General features: G+C 39.1%; 11 protein-coding genes, 8 tRNA genes and 1 pseudogene. 13 read left to right on the top strand and 7 right to left on the bottom strand.

Annotated elements, in window-relative coordinates:
* Positions 1–334: 334 nt before the first annotated feature.
* Together AC1M86_RS08405 and AC1M86_RS08400 are read left to right on the top strand one after the other, a co-directional pair.
* A pseudogene (locus AC1M86_RS08405) lies at positions 335–1,459 on the top strand (methyl-accepting chemotaxis protein); the annotation flags it as partial.
* 7 nt (positions 1,460–1,466) lie between these two features.
* The gene (locus AC1M86_RS08400) at positions 1,467–5,525 is read left to right on the top strand and encodes a hybrid sensor histidine kinase/response regulator (RefSeq protein WP_481607735.1); all 4,059 of its coding nucleotides are present in this window, start codon (positions 1,467–1,469) and stop codon (positions 5,523–5,525) included.
* Between the two features lie 72 nt (positions 5,526–5,597).
* Here the strand turns inward: AC1M86_RS08400 and dapE are convergent, their stop codons facing one another.
* The 3 genes from dapE to AC1M86_RS08385 all read right to left on the bottom strand — a co-directional run bounded on the left by dapE (position 5,598) and on the right by AC1M86_RS08385 (position 7,994).
* Positions 5,598–6,731, bottom strand: coding sequence for a succinyl-diaminopimelate desuccinylase (dapE, locus tag AC1M86_RS08395; RefSeq protein WP_481607734.1), 1,134 nt, complete (start codon positions 6,729–6,731; stop codon positions 5,598–5,600).
* Between the two features lie 138 nt (positions 6,732–6,869).
* A complete protein-coding gene (locus AC1M86_RS08390) occupies positions 6,870–7,022 on the bottom strand; it encodes an entericidin A/B family lipoprotein (protein WP_092766976.1) in 153 nt (50 codons plus the stop codon).
* A 126-nt stretch (positions 7,023–7,148) separates the two neighbouring features.
* A complete protein-coding gene (locus AC1M86_RS08385) occupies positions 7,149–7,994 on the bottom strand; it encodes a DUF1853 family protein (protein WP_092766977.1) in 846 nt (281 codons plus the stop codon).
* A 99-nt stretch (positions 7,995–8,093) separates the two neighbouring features.
* On the opposite strand from AC1M86_RS08385, the gene AC1M86_RS08380 reads away from it, so the two are divergent.
* From AC1M86_RS08380 to AC1M86_RS08330, 11 genes are all read left to right on the top strand, one after another.
* A complete protein-coding gene (locus tag AC1M86_RS08380; protein ID WP_035269059.1) occupies positions 8,094–8,462 on the top strand; it encodes a YbaN family protein in 369 nt (122 codons plus the stop codon).
* 36 nt (positions 8,463–8,498) lie between these two features.
* Positions 8,499–9,026, top strand: coding sequence for a cell wall-recycling L,D-carboxypeptidase ElsL (gene elsL / locus AC1M86_RS08375; protein ID WP_035269058.1), 528 nt, complete (start codon positions 8,499–8,501; stop codon positions 9,024–9,026).
* Between the two features lie 212 nt (positions 9,027–9,238).
* Positions 9,239–9,314 (top strand) — tRNA-Val (locus AC1M86_RS08370).
* Positions 9,315–9,336: 22 nt separating this feature from the next.
* Positions 9,337–9,413: transfer RNA gene (locus AC1M86_RS08365), tRNA-Asp, on the top strand.
* 49 nt (positions 9,414–9,462) lie between these two features.
* Positions 9,463–9,539 (top strand) — tRNA-Asp (locus tag AC1M86_RS08360).
* 22 nt (positions 9,540–9,561) lie between these two features.
* Positions 9,562–9,637, top strand: a tRNA-Val gene (locus AC1M86_RS08355).
* Between the two features lie 13 nt (positions 9,638–9,650).
* A tRNA-Asp gene (locus AC1M86_RS08350) sits at positions 9,651–9,727 on the top strand.
* A gap of 23 nt (positions 9,728–9,750) precedes the next feature.
* Positions 9,751–9,826: transfer RNA gene (locus tag AC1M86_RS08345), tRNA-Val, on the top strand.
* Between the two features lie 51 nt (positions 9,827–9,877).
* Positions 9,878–9,954: transfer RNA gene (locus AC1M86_RS08340), tRNA-Asp, on the top strand.
* 92 nt (positions 9,955–10,046) lie between these two features.
* Positions 10,047–10,122, top strand: a tRNA-Val gene (locus AC1M86_RS08335).
* A gap of 76 nt (positions 10,123–10,198) precedes the next feature.
* Positions 10,199–10,669: a DUF2750 domain-containing protein gene (locus AC1M86_RS08330; RefSeq protein ID WP_035268330.1), complete on the top strand. Its 471-nt coding sequence runs from the start codon at positions 10,199–10,201 to the stop codon at positions 10,667–10,669.
* Positions 10,670–10,674: 5 nt separating this feature from the next.
* On the opposite strand, the gene AC1M86_RS08325 is transcribed toward AC1M86_RS08330, so the two are convergent.
* From AC1M86_RS08325 to yccS, 4 genes are all read right to left on the bottom strand, one after another.
* Positions 10,675–11,415, bottom strand: a complete 741-nt coding sequence (locus AC1M86_RS08325; protein WP_481607733.1) for a YdcF family protein — start codon at positions 11,413–11,415, stop codon at positions 10,675–10,677.
* 142 nt (positions 11,416–11,557) lie between these two features.
* Positions 11,558–14,137, bottom strand: a complete 2,580-nt coding sequence (locus AC1M86_RS08320) for a PepSY domain-containing protein (protein WP_481607732.1) — start codon at positions 14,135–14,137, stop codon at positions 11,558–11,560.
* A 155-nt stretch (positions 14,138–14,292) separates the two neighbouring features.
* Positions 14,293–14,853: a YcxB family protein gene (locus AC1M86_RS08315; protein WP_035268336.1), complete on the bottom strand. Its 561-nt coding sequence runs from the start codon at positions 14,851–14,853 to the stop codon at positions 14,293–14,295.
* Between the two features lie 101 nt (positions 14,854–14,954).
* Positions 14,955–17,129 (bottom strand): YccS family putative transporter, encoded by a 2,175-nt coding sequence (gene yccS / locus AC1M86_RS08310; protein WP_481607731.1) that lies wholly within the window; start codon positions 17,127–17,129, stop codon positions 14,955–14,957.
* Between the last annotated feature and the right edge of the window lie 106 nt (positions 17,130–17,235).

The raw sequence follows: 17,235 nt of genomic DNA, 5'->3' as shown, positions 1-17,235 counted from the left end.
CGTTTGTGCTTTTCTGATTTTATTGTTTCTTATGTTTAATCTCCCACGCACGGTAGAGCAAAGTCGTGGGGTGGGGGAACTGAAATATCTCAATCAAATGATGATTATTCAGACTCAACAGTTTGAGGATAATCCTACAGATTACACATTACAGATTCTCAAAAACTCTCAGCTTATTTTTAGTTCACAACTTGAAAATGTAAAATCAGTTTATTTTTATAGTCCGGCTTTAAATGAAGTAGATCGACTATGGTTAGAGTCTCAAAGCAATATCACGGAGTCTCAGTTACAAAAAATTCAAGTAGCCCTCAATGAAATTCGCACAGGTTCTACGTGGTTACTGATTTTACTGTCACTCTTATTGTTGATTAGTTTATCGAGCTTCACCTTTGCAGTGATTAAACTTTTTATTTTGAGAAGCCAAGAAGATCGTCTGCGTTTGATGGAGCTAGTGGATAAAGATAAGAAGAATCAAACGGCGATTTATCGGCTTTTAGATGAAATTGGGGATTTAGCTGAAGGCGATTTGACCAAATATGCTGCGGTTTCTGCAGATTTTACGGGGACAATCGCGGATTCAATTAATGTAGCGATAGATCATTTGCGTGATTTGGTGATGAGAATTAATCAGGCTTCTCAACAAGTTACCCAATATATTCATCAAACTCAGCACATGAGTTCACAATTGGCGCAATCTTCAGAGCTGCAAGCTCGTGAAATCCAAAATACATCGCTCGCCATTCATGACATGGCGGACTCAATTGATCACGTTTATGAAAATGCAGCGCAATCTGCAAAAGTTGCTCAGCGCGCTGTACTTATCGCAGCGAAGGGTGGGGAAGTGGTTGAACGATCAATAGATGGAATGGATCAAATACGAGGGCAGATTCAAGAAACATCTAAAAAAATTAAAAGGCTGGGTGAATCTACTCAAGAGATTGGTAACTTTGTTGCAACCATTGAAGACATTGCAGGGCAAACGCATCTGTTGGCTTTGAATGCAGCCATTCAAGCCGCAATGGCAGGCGATGCTGGACGAGGTTTCGCGAGTGTTGCTGATGAGGTGCAGCGTTTAGCTGAACGTTCAACTGCTGCGACCAAACATATTGAGATATTGGTAAAAAATATTCAATTAGATACGCATGAGGCCGTTCGGTCTATGGAGCAAACAACTTCTGAGGTGGTTAAGGGGACTGGACTTGCTCAAGATGCAGGAGCAGCACTTGCAGATATTCAGTTGATTTCAAAACAGTTGGCTCAACTGATTGCGAATATTTCAGCATCCTCAAAAGTTCAGTCAGCTGCTGCGGGTCAAATTGCGAAGACAATGTCGCTTGTGCAAGATGTCACACGAGAAAATCATGCTTCAACCTTAGATACTGCTCAATCGATAGCAGAACTCACTCAAATGGCTGATTCTTTAAGGAAATCAGTTGCAAACTTCAAATTACCTGAGTGATTGAGCCATGAAAAATAATAATCCTAATAAAATACAATTATATCTTTCAGAAGCACTCCATCGTGCATATATAGATATGCAGCTTCCTCAGGATGAATCAAATTTTGAAGATGAGGAGCTTATTACCACCTTTGCTGAAGAGCTTAAGGAATTACTTCTAGAAATATCAGAAAATCTTCAAGTCTTATCGAATGATTTAGAACAGGTAAATATTTGGCAAGCATTGCGCCGTAATTTTCATACCTTAAAGGGTTCAGGTCGAATGCTTGGATTCAACTCAGTTTCTGAGCTTGCATGGACCGTTGAGACAATACTGAATATTAGGCTGGATCAGCAACGTTCATGGAGTCAACTGGTCCTTGAGTATGTTGAGCTGATCTCTCGTATATATCGCTACATCATTGTGCCTAGTTTAACAGTGAAACAAGCGATTCAATTAGATGTTAAACCTCTATTGCTTTTAGGTCGGCAATTAGAACATTCAAATATCATAGATCAATCATTGCATCCTTTGTTGGCGGTCAACGCTCATCTCACACAGCTAGATCTAGATTTCAGGATTGAATGTCATTGTTTGAATGACTCAAATTCACTCTCAGCAGCAGCCACAATGGAGAATACTCAAATATGGGATAACGAGGTTCTGCAAAGTTTTTATGCTGAAGCTTCAGAACAATTGAAATCCCTGCAAGATATGTTGGATAAATCCAATCAACAATTTCAGGTGGATACGCTTGCACGTGTTGTCCATTCTCTCAGGGGGAGTTCTGCAATTGTTGGACTTGAGAAAATTGAAGTATTGAGTCAGTCATTCGAAAAAATAATACAACGTAATCCATTTCTTGATACCAACAATAAAGAATTGCAAGCGCTCACAACGCAGTATATTGATTTAATCCAGTATTACTTAGAAAGCTTGCAAACAACAGGTGACAACGTAACGAGACAACAACAGTTTCAGGCATTAGAGCATACTTTTTTAATCGCATTGAGAGACTTCTCAGAACAGATTACACAGAACGATCCAAATCTTGATCCGCATGATTTACTCAAGAAAATTGTAGATTTGGGTGTAGAAGATGTTTTCCTTATCGATACCTTTGTACAAGATGGTATTTCTAACCTCGTTAGCTCTACACGTACTACTAAACGTTCGAGCTTACTGAGTCAACAACTCAGTTCAATTGCTAAATTTGCCATTAAAGTTGATTTTGATCTCCTTCGAAAAATTTCAGAAATTTTGAGTTCAATTCACTCCAACATTGCAAGAGAACCGAATTCAATTGCCTACTCAAATGTCCACCGAGTTTTACAACAAGGGCATGAAAAACTCTTAGAAATATTTGATGAACTTGCTATAGGTCAATTGGCTCAAAATAATGAGGCTTCTCAGCAACTATTAGATGATTTAAAACAACTTAATCATGAATACTTCAGTTTTTCCAATCAATCGAATTGTAGTGGTACTATAGAGCAGGAGAGCGAAGTATCTGCTCGATCCTTAGATGAAACAATTCTGACATTACTCAATATAGATTACGCACTCAAAGATTCAGCGAAAGCAAAACAGGGCTTAGATCGCGAAGTAAGTGTTTTTTTTGTCGAGGAAGCGGAAGAAATTTTGTCTCAAATCGAAGACTTGTTCAATACATGGTTAGAGTATCAAGAAGATGCTACGTGTATCCAAAAAATTATGCGGCAACTGCACACGTTGAAAGGTGGTGCATACATGTTGCAAGCAGATTACTTTGCAAATCTAATCCATGAGCTTGAATCTGTATATCTTCAACTCATTTCAGAGCAACACATTGATATAAAAAGTTTCATTATTTTGATTAAAGCCTTACAGCAGGATTTGGTACGGCGTGTCAATATCATTAAAATTGAGTCTGTCGATTATCCGATAGAGCAGGCATCAAGGATTATTCAGGGTTTAATTGAGCTTGGACATTTAAATCTTAAGGGTGGTGACTCGAAGCTGAACTTAGTACATTCGATGCAAAATGATATCACTCACCACATGTCTTCAGATTTTAGTATTCATTCAACTTTATCAGCGGACCTTGAAACCAATTTAAGTGATTTAGTCACTACGCATAATAATTCATCAAAGTTTGACTCTTCTTCCATTCAGCAAAACTCACATCAGATTGAACCATCTAACGCTAAGGAGAGTGTTTTACCGCCTCCAATGAGTAGTAATTTGCAAAAGTTTGTGCAATCTGCCGTAGCGAACGAGACACTTTCAGTCTCTACTGCTGTAATTGAAGCAACCCTTAATTTGATTGGGGAGGATTTGATTCAACGTTCGCAAGTCGAAGTAGAATTAAAATCATATCGGTCAAATTTGGTAGAAATGGATCAAACCATTCAGCGCCTTACTTCACAATTGAGACGGATGGAAGGGGAATTAGAATCCCAAATTTTATTACAACGTAGATCACATAATTCCGCCGAGCATGGATTTGATCCCTTAGAAATGGATCAATATTCATCACTTAATCAACTCTCAAAATCAATATCAGAGTCAACATCAGACTTGTTAGATATCAGAAACTCTCTGCATGAAAAGCTTCAATCTGCGGAAAGTATATTGATTCAGCAGGCAAGAATACAAAACAACATCCAACACTCGTTGATGCGTACTCGTGTCGTACCATTCAAGACGATACAAATGCGTCTTGAACGCTTATGCAAGCAACTTTCGATGAATCTGAATAAATCTGTTCAGTTACAGATTGAACATGCAGACATCGAGTTAGATCGTAGTATTCTTGAAAAGTTGATCACCTCACTTGAGCATATTCTGCGTAATGCGATTGATCACGGAATTGAGTCAGCAGAACAGCGGTTGAAATTAAATAAACCTGAACAAGCAGTCATGCAACTGACACTGGTGAATCATCACAATGAGCTGAGTATTTTGATCAAGGATGATGGTCGAGGAATTGATTCACAAGAGATTAAGCAAAAAGCTGTTGAATTTGGTTGGCTCAATGCTGAACGGGAATATTCTGAAACTGAACTATTACAATTGATTTTTAGACCAGGCTTTACCACTGCTGCAAAATTAACAACGGTTTCAGGACGTGGTGTCGGTTTAGATGTCGTAAAAAGTGAAATACAGGCATTGGGTGGGCATGTTCATGTTTCTTCGGAAAGAGGACAAGTAACTTGTTTTGAAATCAGAATTCCTAAATCTTCAATTATTACTGAAGCATTAATGGTAAAAGTTGCGGACCAATTCTTTGCCTTACCGTTACATCAAATACAACGTGTTGAAATGATCGATAGACATGATTTAAATCATGCGAAACAACAGGGTCAGTTGTTGAGAGTGCATGAAGCAAGTTATCAATTAAATGATTTGGCTGACTTCGTATTGTTAAATCAACATATAAAAAGAAACTCACCATATTCAGAAACCCCAAAAGTTCCAGTGATTTTGGTAAATATGCACCAGTCTCAACCTGTGGCTTTATTCGTTGATGAGGTCTTAGGAACTAATTCACAAATTATTGTGAAACAGACTGGAGGGCTGATCCATCAAATTGATTATCTCAGCGGTGTAACCATTATGGGCAGTGGAGAAATTTGCCCAATTTTAAATGTAAATCGTGTGGTTCAATATCTCACTCAGCAGGATTGGCCTGTACATCCAGAGTCGAAGCTCTCAAATTTAAAACATGACAATGAGGCACCTACGATTTTAGTGGTTGATGATTCGGTCACAGTTCGAAAAGTGACATCTAAGCTACTGGAGCGTTATGCTTACCAGATTGTCACAGCTACAGATGGCATTGAAGCACTTGAATATTTACAGCATTCAACACCTGCCTTAATGTTAATTGATGTTGAAATGCCAAGAATGGATGGTTTTGAAGTGATGCAATGGCTGAGAAATCAACCACATTTGCAGAACTTACCTGTGGTTATGATCACTTCACGAGTGGGGGATAAGCATAAACAACATGCTCTTGAGCTTGGTGTATCGGCTTATATGGGTAAACCTTTCCAAGAAGCAGTGTTGATTGAGCAGATCAATCAGCTTTTAAAACAGGATTGAAGTATTTTAAGCGAATTAAAAAAGGATGCATTCGCATCCTTTTTTATATTTCGTTGCTCTTAAATTTTAGCGTTATGCCAATAACTCAATTAAGATTTTTTCATAAATTTCAGCTAAAGGTTCCAAATGTGCGATTTCAACATGTTCATTAATTTGATGGATTGTGGCATTAAGTACGCCCAGTTCGAGTACCTGAGCTCCAGTTGGTGCGATAAAGCGGCCATCTGATGTACCACCACTGGTTGATAATTCTGTTGTCGTACCAGTCACATCCAAAATCGCTTTTTTGGCAGCATTGACGAGCTCTCCAACAGGGGTAAGGAATGGTAAACCTGATAGTGTCCACTCGATATCATACTCAACGCCGTGGCGATCTAAAATTTCATGTGTACGTGCTTTTAATTCATCAGCAGTAACTTCTGTAGAATAACGGAAGTTAAATAATAAGTTCATCGTGCCAGGCACAACATTGGTTGCACCCGTTCCAGCAGAAATATTGGAGATTTGGAAAGACGTTGCAGGGAAATACTCATTGCCTTGATCCCATTCTGTCTCACATAATTCAGCAATTGCTTTTGAGGCTTTATGAATTGGGTTAATTGCCAAATGTGGATAGGCCACATGCCCTTGCTTACCTTTCACTGTTAAATTGGCATTGAGAGACCCACGACGGCCATTTTTAACAATGTCACCTAAAGTATTCGTACTTGACGGTTCACCGACCAAACACCATGTCATTTTTTCTTGGCGTGCTTCTAAAGTTTCTACAACTTTCACTGTTCCATTGATAGATGGACCTTCTTCATCTGAAGTGATCAAAAAAGCAATCGAACCTTTGTGGTCTGGATGCTTAGCAACGAAACGTTCAGAGGCAATTACCATGGCTGCCAACGCCGTTTTCATATCTGCACTGCCACGCCCGTATAACTTTCCATCTCTAATTTCTGGGGCGAATGGATCGGAGTTCCACGCTTCTAGATTGCCTGTAGGAACAACATCAGTATGACCCGCAAAACAAAACACAGGTGATTCAGTCCCGCGACGAGCCCATAAGTTATCTACATCTTCAAAACGCATATTTTCAATGTTAAAACCAATCTTTGATAATCGATCAGCCATAATATTTTGACAGTTATGATCGACAGGGGTCACTGAAGGTTGGCGAAGTAATTGTAAGCTTAAATCGAGTGTTGCAGACTGGGTCATGGAGAGAAATCGAATTGGTCAAAGTTGATCTATCATAAAGTATGTTGAATTTGATGCAAAATATTAATCATTCAAGGAAATCAAATTTAAATAAAAAAAGCCCTATTAAAAAATAGGGCTTTTAGCTTCAACTTCGAATTAGTTGTTACGAATTTCGTTTGAAGTTTTTTCAGCAGTATTTGTTACAGTTTCCCCAGCTTTTGAAACGTCTTGTCCAAAACCTTTGAATGTATTACAACCAGTTAATACAAATGCAACTACGAATGAAGCGGCTAATACTTTTTTCATCATTATCTCCAATGATTGTAAATTATTTTGATGCTTAATCAGAATAAAAATTAATCATTTAGAAGAATATGAGAGTTTTATTATCAGAATGTTATTAATTGTATTCGATACATTTTTTTATTACACGAACTACACGTAAGGGAGCTTTAAAGCTGGTTGACGGTACATATAAAACTGATTTGTTTGTACATTGTGATAAAGCCCATTGCTCCACCAATGTGCTTCATTTGAAGTCTGACTTGCATTCGGACAAATCCATTCCTGTCTTTCCAGTCGATAAAAAGATGATCGTAATTGATGTCCCCATGTGCCTATACGACGATGTGGGCTGACCCAGTTAGGTAAGGTTTGAAGTTCGGTATGATACGGAAAGTAGAGTTGACCTTTCATCACCGCAATTTTTCGATCAATTTTATAAGTATTGGCTTGAGTAAATTGAAATTGCTTTTGCGTAAAATGATTGAGCTTTCTAAATAGAGTGTCGCTTCGATTTAATCCGTACCAATGTTGAAGTTGAAAGTCTTGTTCTGCTAAATAAAATTTCAGTGCAACTTCCCATTGTTCAATTTCTTGGGTGTGATGATTTAATATCACAAAGTCAATTTCACCCAAAGTATGGCGGCCGTCAATGATTTGAACACTGTGATCTAACAGCGAAAAATCAGCTTGATCGCGTTGATCATCTTGCAGCCAGAACCACATTAAAAATTCAAAGCGCAAACCTAGACGCGTACTTTTAAGTTGCTGAATAAAATCAATCAGCTCTTGTGGGTTTTGATCTAGATCATGCAGTCTGGAGATATATTTTTCGTACTGAGTTTGCCAAAATTGTTCATGGTGCAATTCAAAAGGATGAACGATCGTTAATTCTTTAGGCGCAAAACGAATAATATTAGGACTTGCGATGACAAAAGCCAGTTGACGTACAATTGTATGATGAAAGTTCTGCCATGGCTCATAAAAATCAGATTGCACCGTTTCTCCAACTAGAATTCAAAACTGAAAATAAATTTACAATCAGACACTACCACAAAAGCATATATACTAGTGAGATTCAACTGAATGAGTTGCGGTATGAAAATCGTGTTTTGGCGGAGCTTGGTCATTATTTTTGTGACTCTAGGTTTTATTGGTGCGCTATTGCCAGGATTGCCAACCACAGTCTTTTTAATTCTTGCCGCATGGGCTGCTTCAAAAGGTTGGCCACAGGTTGATGATTGGCTACTCAATCATCCTAAATATGGACCAACACTGCGAAATTGGCGTGAGCATGGCACGGTTCCACGCAAAGCAAAATGGCTCGCCTCGATGATGATGTTGATCAGCGGTATTCTTATGCTTTATACCAATGCTCCTGATTTAGTAAAAATTTTTACGAATCTCACCATGCTAATTGTCGCGATTTGGTTGTGGTTAAGACCTGAATCAAAAAATATTGTTTAAATAAATGATTAAAAATAATTTAACCCTGAGTTTTGTATGAACCCAAATCTTGAAAGTTATACCCTAAGTCAGGCGGATATCCTGATTGATATGGCGAAACAAGTTCTATATGTACCACGTATGAAAAAAAGCTATTTGGTGTCTACTGGATTGAACGGTATAGGTGAACAGGAAAATTCAGGTAAAACACCAAGAGGATGGCATCGCATTGAACAAAAAATTGGCGATGACCACCCAATCAATGCTGTTTTTAAAGCACGTATTTGGACTGGGGAGATCTATGATGTGGAACTTGGTGAGCAATTTCCAGAACGTGACTGGATTCTAACTCGAATTCTTTGGTTAGCAGGTTTAGAACCTGGTTTTAATCAAGGGGAGGGTTGTGATACCTATAATCGATATATCTATATTCATGGTACGCCAGAGTCAGAACCTTTAGGTATTCCTAAATCACATGGATGTATTCGAATGCACAGTGCAGATGTCATTGAGCTATTTGATATATTGGACGAAGGCGCTTTAGTCTATATTTCAGAACAAGAGATCGAATTGGATCAAATTTAAATCAGAATCGTAAAATGTGTTGTGATAAAAACTTTGAATAAAAATAAAAACATATCTCTAATCAGGCAAATAATAGACAAAAAAGCGATTTTTCAAGAGAAATGATCTATTTTTTAATCATTCAAACTGAAAAACTGAGAAACCTGTAGAAAAGCGTTTGACAGTATCTGAGGATTCTCTATAATGCACCACACAAACGATGAAGTCGTAAAGGGCGCTTAGCTCAGTTGGTAGAGCGTCTGCCTTACAAGCAGAATGTCGGCGGTTCGATCCCGTCAGCGCCCACCAAGCCTTTACGTTAAGTTTTAGTGCAGCGGTAGTTCAGTTGGTTAGAATATCGGCCTGTCACGCCGAGGGTCGCGGGTTCGAGTCCCGTCCGCTGCGCCACTTTAAACTTAATAGATTGTTTGTACTTTAATAGAGATATTACATAAGTGCAGCGGTAGTTCAGTTGGTTAGAATATCGGCCTGTCACGCCGAGGGTCGCGGGTTCGAGTCCCGTCCGCTGCGCCATTTTATGTAATGACCTTATTAAGGGCGCTTAGCTCAGTTGGTAGAGCGTCTGCCTTACAAGCAGAATGTCGGCGGTTCGATCCCGTCAGCGCCCACCAGATTTTTTGTGATGCAGCGGTAGTTCAGTTGGTTAGAATATCGGCCTGTCACGCCGAGGGTCGCGGGTTCGAGTCCCGTCCGCTGCGCCATCCTAAAAATCAAAGCCTAATAAGGGCGCTTAGCTCAGTTGGTAGAGCGTCTGCCTTACAAGCAGAATGTCGGCGGTTCGATCCCGTCAGCGCCCACCATATTCAAGCTGAAAAGCTTATATGACCCTAATTGCGTAAGCAGTTGCCGTTGCAGCGGTAGTTCAGTTGGTTAGAATATCGGCCTGTCACGCCGAGGGTCGCGGGTTCGAGTCCCGTCCGCTGCGCCATTTTCTAGATCCCTTGTCTAGATATAATGGTTTAAATCAGCAAGATTTCTTTCTTGCATCTTAAAAATAGCGGTGCTATTTTTATTCCTCAAGGGCGCTTAGCTCAGTTGGTAGAGCGTCTGCCTTACAAGCAGAATGTCGGCGGTTCGATCCCGTCAGCGCCCACCATATTCTTTCTATAAAAAGTCTTTTAAGTTTCTATAATTTATATAAAATATGATGAATTCATGTTTATAATAGAATTATGAGAAATCCATACCAGCGTAAGCCTTCAAGTACCTCTATTGCCTCTACAGTTGTCTCTCCAAAAGAACAATACCAACAATTTATGGAAACAATTGTAGCTCAGGCTAAAGTTTATAGTTTATATAATGATGGTTGGGCATTGTGCTCCACTCCATCTGGTCAGCGCACGCTTGCTGTTTGGCAAAGTAAAGGAATGGCACAATTATTGGTTCGTGATAAGTGGGAAAAATATCATGTGGAGGAAATCCAACTGATACCATTTATTGAACAAGTTGTTCCTTATATTCGACAACATAATACTCACTTGTCACTGAACTTGATGCCAGAAGGTCAAAATGTTTTGGTATCGGGGCGACAATTTCTAATTGACCTAAAAGCTTATCTATACCAGTTATCGATCGATCAACCTGAAAAATTAAATAGAGAAGGGGTTCCTTCTCCTCGAAAAATCCGAATACATGATAAATAAAAAATTTAGTATTCTTTTAAGATCCAGCCACTAATATAAGCAAAATATTCTCTAAGCCATGCGTTATATCGTGTGGTTAAAGGAGTTTCAGCACTGACTGATGTGATTTGGGTATAACCTTGAAATCGGGCAATGGCTGCAGCACGTGGGGTATGAAAATCACTGGTGACAACCACAATATGACTATCTTGGTTTAAGTCTATTTTGTTTAGCAGCGGAACACTGTTTTTTAAATTGAGTTCGGTGCTGGCGCTTTGACTTTCTTCAAATATACGCTGTGGGTGAATACGATACTTGTCGATCAAATATGCTTTCATCACTGCAGCTTCAGTAATTTTCTGATCAAAACCTAAACCGCCAGTTACAATAATAGAACTACTGGAATATTGAGCGGCGATCGTTGCACCTTGGTCTAATCGAGCCTGAAGCGTTGGGGAGGGTTGGTTATTGATTAAACCACTACCCAAAATAATAATCGCATCAGGTGGTGTATTCATGATGGGGGAATGATTTGATTTAGCTAAAAAATTAAAAAAAATAGCCAAGCTGATTAACCAGATGGAAAAAATTGTCCATCCCATTTTCCAAAACAAGTTAAAGTTAGAATGATTCAAACGGTAGTGTTGGATTTTCTTATTAAAAAACAGACATACAATAATCATTATGCCAATAAATGCTGGAAGTACAGTACCTAAATGAATTTTATTTTGACTGATTAAAATGATTCCATCGATTAATAGTATCAATGCTATTAACCAAGCGAAAAATTTTAAAATCCTTATATACATTCGATGTCATCACTAGTGGGAAATGCGAAAAAGTATAGCGCATAAAAAAACCGAGCAGATTAAATAAAAATCGTGCTCGGTTTTGATCATAATAACCGTGTTAGTAAACGTCTCTACGGTAGCGACCAGCTTGTCTTAATTCATCTACAGTAGTGTCACCTAAGATTTCAATTAAGGCTAGATCAACATCGCTTGCCATACCATTGATACTGCCGCACACATAGATGACAGCACCTTGATGAATCCATTTAACGACTTCATCCGCATTTTGACGCAGAATATGGTGTACATAGACTTTTTCTGGTTGGTCTCGAGAGAACGCGAGATCAATACGCTTTAACATCGCTGTATTTTGCCAAGCTTCGATTGTTTCTTTATAAAAGAAATCATGTTCGCGTTGGCGTTCACCGAAGATGAGCCAGTTGTCAGTGTAGTCCAAACGTACGCGAGCTGAAATTAGGCTCATTAGACCTGCGATTCCTGTCCCGTTACCGATACAAATAATCGGTCGATTATCATCAATTAAATGGAATGATTCATTGGTTCGAATACGAAGTTGTACCTGACTACCAACCGCAACATGATGTGTTAACCAGCCTGAGCCTAAGCCGAGTTGCTGCTGTTCATCACGTTGTTGACGTACCACCAAGCGCATCATGCCTTGAGTTGGAATACTTGCGATCGAATATTCACGAGTAGGTAAATTTTCAAGCTGCTCAACGAGTTCCTCAGCTGTAGCAAATGGCTGAATCTCGCTATTTAAATTTTTATTCCACAGGCTTTCAACTAAGGTTTGACCTGTAGTTGCGAGAACTAAAGCCTCATCTAAGTTATGCTGTTGTAAAAATGCTTGAATACGTTCAATGCTATTGCCGGGTTGAATTTCCGCAATATCTCCAGCTTGCCAGATCGCGTCGTGATCAGACTCAAGCTCTAAATTATAAGCTGGTTGACCCAAACTGTTTGGATTAAGCAGTGTACGTTTTTGAAGTTTCCATTGATCAAAGACTTTATCAATAGATAGTGTTGCTAATTCCAATTGAGCAGCTTGTGCGAGTGCATCTGTCCAATTTTGAATATCTTGGTTATTGGCATTGTCCACTTCAATCACATTAAAGAGGGGAGTTGCACCAGATGCATTGAACCAGTCATAAATACGATGACCAAAACTACAATAAGTGTCAGGATATTCACGTGAACCAAGTGCCATAACTGCGAATTGAGCATGACTTAGATTCAGTGGATGAGACATCAATTTCTTTTCAAAGCTTGCAGCTAAGTCTGGAGCTTCACCTGTACCGTAAGTACTCGCGACCACTAGAATTTGAGATGCTGTTTGTAGCTCATTAGTGGTCAGGCTTTGCACTGATTTAACAGTGACGGGTTGGCGTGCTGCTTGCAGAATTGAAGCTGTACGCCAAGCCAATTGCTCGGATACACCAGTTTGACTTGCATAAGCGATGAGCCAAGGTTTGGCATTTGGATCAACATCAACCACTGCTAAATTTTGCTTCGCTTCACGGGTCAATTGTTTTTGCTTGCGGCGTTTGAGGTAGAGCATCCAACCCGTCACAAAGAATAACGGCATAGCGAGTGCAGCTAACATCGCGAAGAACTGGTAAATAGGACCAAAGAAGCTGCCACGGTGTACAGGTAACATGCTGCTCATGATTTTTTCATTGAGCTTTTTGTCTTCGTACAATTCAACATCTTTCAATTGATTCGTATTTAAGTCGACAGTCGCTTTGTTACGAGCACGTTCATGTTGCGGAACAGGATCAACGAAACTCAGTTCTAATTCACCGTTTGCACGTTTAGGAATGGTGAAGGTTACGGAAGAAAATTGATTTTTAAACTGTTGATTAAAAGTAGACCAAGATTGGTTGAGCGCAAAGTGAATCTGTTCTGTTTGGAGTGATTTACGCTCTTCACGTCCTTCACGTCCTTCACGTTGAGCATTTGGTCCAGCATTTGAACCAGGACCTCCCGCTTGCATTTGGGGTTGCGGGCGCTCAACACCAAGCACTTTAAACATGCCGTTGCGCCACCAGTCATATGACCAATATAAACCTGTGCAAGCCAACATGAGATAGAAAATGGCCACCCATGTTCCAACGACTGCGTGTAAATCCCAAATAAAGTTTCGACCTTTTAATTTGGGTTTAACTGAAAACCATTGTTTGAAACTGTGTTTTTTCGGCCAACGTAGATATAAGCCACTGAGGACAAAGAAAATAAGAATCAGTGTACATGCACCGGTAATTTGTTTTCCAACTGGTCCGACTGTCAAGTTACGATGTAGTTGTTGTACGAATGCGAAGAATTTTCGACCTTTAATTTCAGGTAGTAATTCAGCACTGTAGGGATTGATCATCATGGTCAAACCACGACGTTCGCCTTCTTTCGCAACATTGATACTCGATGAGTCAGTAGGTTGAGCAGCAATTGTAATGCTATTGATTTTAAGATCAGGATGCTCCTGCTGGAAATGTTGATAAATTTCAGCTGGTGTTAATTTTGGGCGTTGTTCAGCAACAACTGTAAAACTTTCCTGATTGATCAGCTTGATAATTTGCTGCTCATAAGAATATATCGCCCCAGTGACACCCATAAGTGCCAAAATAAGGCCTGCTGTTATTCCGAAAAACCAGTGTAACTGGAAAAATATTTTCTTGAACATAAGGGTCTGAGTGAATTGGAATTTTTGAATGGTGCGATTATAACCTAACTCAAAAAAAGTGGAATGTATTTGAAGATAATATTTATTCTCATTCTCATATAAAAAATTGTGATAAAAAAACCTCCAAAGTTGGAGGTTTTAATATAAAGCCGTATTTACAGTGATTTTGGCTCACCAACGCTTTCTTTGAGATGTTTACGGATGGTCTCGAAAGAGAAATTTTTGCTGTTCATTCGTTTTGGCAAGATATAAGCGCCTTGCTGACCTTTAACTTTAAAGTTCACCAAAATGAAATCTGGCGTGTTATACCACTCATAGATATCTTTCCAACCAATTGAACCTACACCTTCTTGTAGTCCCATTTTTTGACGCATCACGATACCATGAGGCTGAACACCTAATTTAATTCCAGTAATTTCTTGTACTGGAAACTCATTCATTTTACGTTTAGCGTACCATTCTAGTCCAAACTTTCGCACTAAAAAGTATGTCAGCACACAGACTAAAGCCACCCAGCAAAATACAGTAGAGTAATTTTTAATAAAAATTAGACCCAAAATTGCAAGCGCAGTAATTGCACCCATAATAGCCCAAGCTTTAGTTCCAATTTTATTTGTGCTGCGCCAGATTGCGAGTTGCGCATGGCGTTGTTCAGCTTCAGTAACCTCGTAAGGAACGGGTTGTAAAGTGTAGGCGTATAAGTTTTTTGCAGTCATAGTTTCGTTAACAAAATGTGTATATCTGAGCAGAGTTTAGCATTAAATTAATACAATCAGGGAGTATATTGTACTAATTTACTGCCTTGAAAATTCAACATTTACAGTGATGCCAATGCGCTGGATTGAGTATCATGTTCATGACTTAAACTTTGTTTTAAGGTACTCAATCGTCTTAATACACCAAGCATTAAAGAAAGTTGCTGTAAAACAATCAATGATTTATGTGAATCCTGATCATCTTTATTCAAACGTTCACGAATCGCGGACTCCAAATTTGTCAGATTTAGCTCAGGGAATTCATCTCGCAAAAAAGCACCTTGGATATCATTTAACGCTTGCTGAAGTAGCTCTAATGTTGACTGATCTTGAATTTTTTCACGGTGTGCACCTAGCGCAGCAATATAGCTGATAAATGTATGATTGAGACAGAGGAACTCAAATGCTAAAGCTTTTTGTGTTGGATCAAAATCAGGTTCTGTTGCTAATGTCGATATGAGTGATGCAACATCAGCATCACGATTATGTGCAGTGCGGCGGACTACGCGGTAGTTCAAACTGTTATTACGTCCATGATGGTACTGTTGGACGACTTCAGTAAGATACTGGCATTGAGCTTCAAGTGAACGTCTGATTGAATGGGGGAGTCGTCTGAATTTCCAATCTGGAAAAATAAAGCTCACCCCAAACCATGCCAATGCACAGCCAATTAAAGTATCTAACATTCTAGGAAATGCTGCTTGGAAACCTAAACCGTCCAAATTGAAATTAATTAAGGCTAAGATCGTAATAAAGGCAGTGGCTTGCGCATATTGCTTACTGCGTAATTCAAAAAATAGGACGCCACTCACAATTAATAATAAGAGTTGACCTTCGACAGAAGGAACGAAATACAGAATTGCAAAACCAAGAATAATGCCACCGAGTGTTCCCATGATCCTGAGTCTGAGTCGACGTTTTGTGGCGTTGAAGTTTGGTTGACTAACAAATAGGGCTGTTAACAGTACCCAATAACCGTATTCGATATTGGTGACTTGAACAAAAACATATCCGATGAAAAGTACGATGGAAACACGAATCGCATGTCGAAAGAGAACGGATTCAGGTGTTAAATTCTGTTTGATACGAGAAACGATATCTTCCCAACCTTTTAGATCGTCATCTTTAAGTTGGTTTTCTAAATGTTTAGTGCGATCAAATTTAATATGCCGTTCAGTTTCAAGATTTCGTAATTGAGCATCGATGGCTTTTAAGTTCTGGAGTAAGGCAAAAAGAGCATTGACCCAGATAAGATCATGTTTTTGTTCATCACGGATTTTTTCTAATGACTTTCTGAGATTACTAAATGCATGTTCAAAACGTGGATTATGCTGGTAAGTTGTGCGATTTAAGATGCTTTCACTTAAATCTTTACAGGCTTTTGCTTGCAGTGTCAAAATGCGTTGGAAGCGAAATAAAATATCACTATGTTCAAAGGCTTTGGTTAATTGTTGATAATCAATATGTGCCGAGTCAGCTCGCTCGTGAATGTCCTGTGCAATAAAATAATATTGTAAGCTGCGACGGGTATCACTTTGACCACGATCTCCTTTTAATCGGGTAAGGAGTGTGGTTTTCATATCATTGAAAATACCTACTAATTTCCCATTTTCCAGCGACAAGCTGATCATACTTTTTTGGTAGCTATTTGCTGTCATATCTACATCAAAGAGATTAGATTTAGCAAAAAGGAAATCACCGAGTGAAGAATAGCTTTTCGAGAGCTGATCTTGAACTTGTCGAGCTGGAAAAATTAAGAAACTAAGCGTAGACAAAATCCCATACCAAATGGCACCAATCACCAAAAGACTGGGTTGCATGTACCATTCGTCAAAAATATCAACACCTAGCATGGCATAGACAGAAATTACTAAGCAACCATATGAGATGGTGGCATAACGTCTGCCTAATGAGCCCAGTAAAATGAGACCAATACAAGAGATGATCAGGCCTGAAGCAAAAAGTACAGGATATGGGAATAACAGTTGAACAGAAGCTGCCGCAATAAAGAAACCAATATAGGTATAAATCAGATTCATGATACGTACTGAGAAGCGATCATCGATGTCGCTCAGCCCAGCAGCAACAACCCCTAATGTTAATGGGATCGTCATTAATTGCTGATCTAACAGATAGGGAATAAACGCGGTACCTGCGAAAGCGACGATCATCCGCAGGTTATACATAAATGAAGTATTATAGGTCGCTTTTTTAAGCTGAATCAGCCATTTGTTCAAACCAGAATCCTTTATGAATAGAGGATAGGGGGAGATGAATATAAGTTGAATATTCATCTAATTTAAATAGGGATTATATGCTTGAAATTAACTGTTTGTCTTTATA

Source organism: Acinetobacter sp. ANC_7654 (assembly GCF_056779855.1).
Note: the sequence above shows the minus strand (reverse complement) of the source record. Positions and strands in the feature narration are given on the sequence as shown.

What these genes read in the sequence shown, in the direction of transcription:
- AC1M86_RS08330 (WP_035268330.1), top strand. Translation starts at nt 10,199, where the DNA reads ATGAGAAATCCATACCAGCGTAAGCCTTCAAGTACCTCTATTGCCTCT.
- AC1M86_RS08320 (WP_481607732.1), bottom strand. Translation starts at nt 14,137, where the DNA reads ATGTTCAAGAAAATATTTTTCCAGTTACACTGGTTTTTCGGAATAACA.
- AC1M86_RS08390 (WP_092766976.1), bottom strand. Translation starts at nt 7,022, where the DNA reads ATGATGAAAAAAGTATTAGCCGCTTCATTCGTAGTTGCATTTGTATTA.
- AC1M86_RS08380 (WP_035269059.1), top strand. Translation starts at nt 8,094, where the DNA reads ATGAAAATCGTGTTTTGGCGGAGCTTGGTCATTATTTTTGTGACTCTA.
- elsL (WP_035269058.1), top strand. Translation starts at nt 8,499, where the DNA reads ATGAACCCAAATCTTGAAAGTTATACCCTAAGTCAGGCGGATATCCTG.
- AC1M86_RS08315 (WP_035268336.1), bottom strand. Translation starts at nt 14,853, where the DNA reads ATGACTGCAAAAAACTTATACGCCTACACTTTACAACCCGTTCCTTAC.
- AC1M86_RS08400 (WP_481607735.1), top strand. Translation starts at nt 1,467, where the DNA reads ATGAAAAATAATAATCCTAATAAAATACAATTATATCTTTCAGAAGCA.
- dapE (WP_481607734.1), bottom strand. Translation starts at nt 6,731, where the DNA reads ATGACCCAGTCTGCAACACTCGATTTAAGCTTACAATTACTTCGCCAA.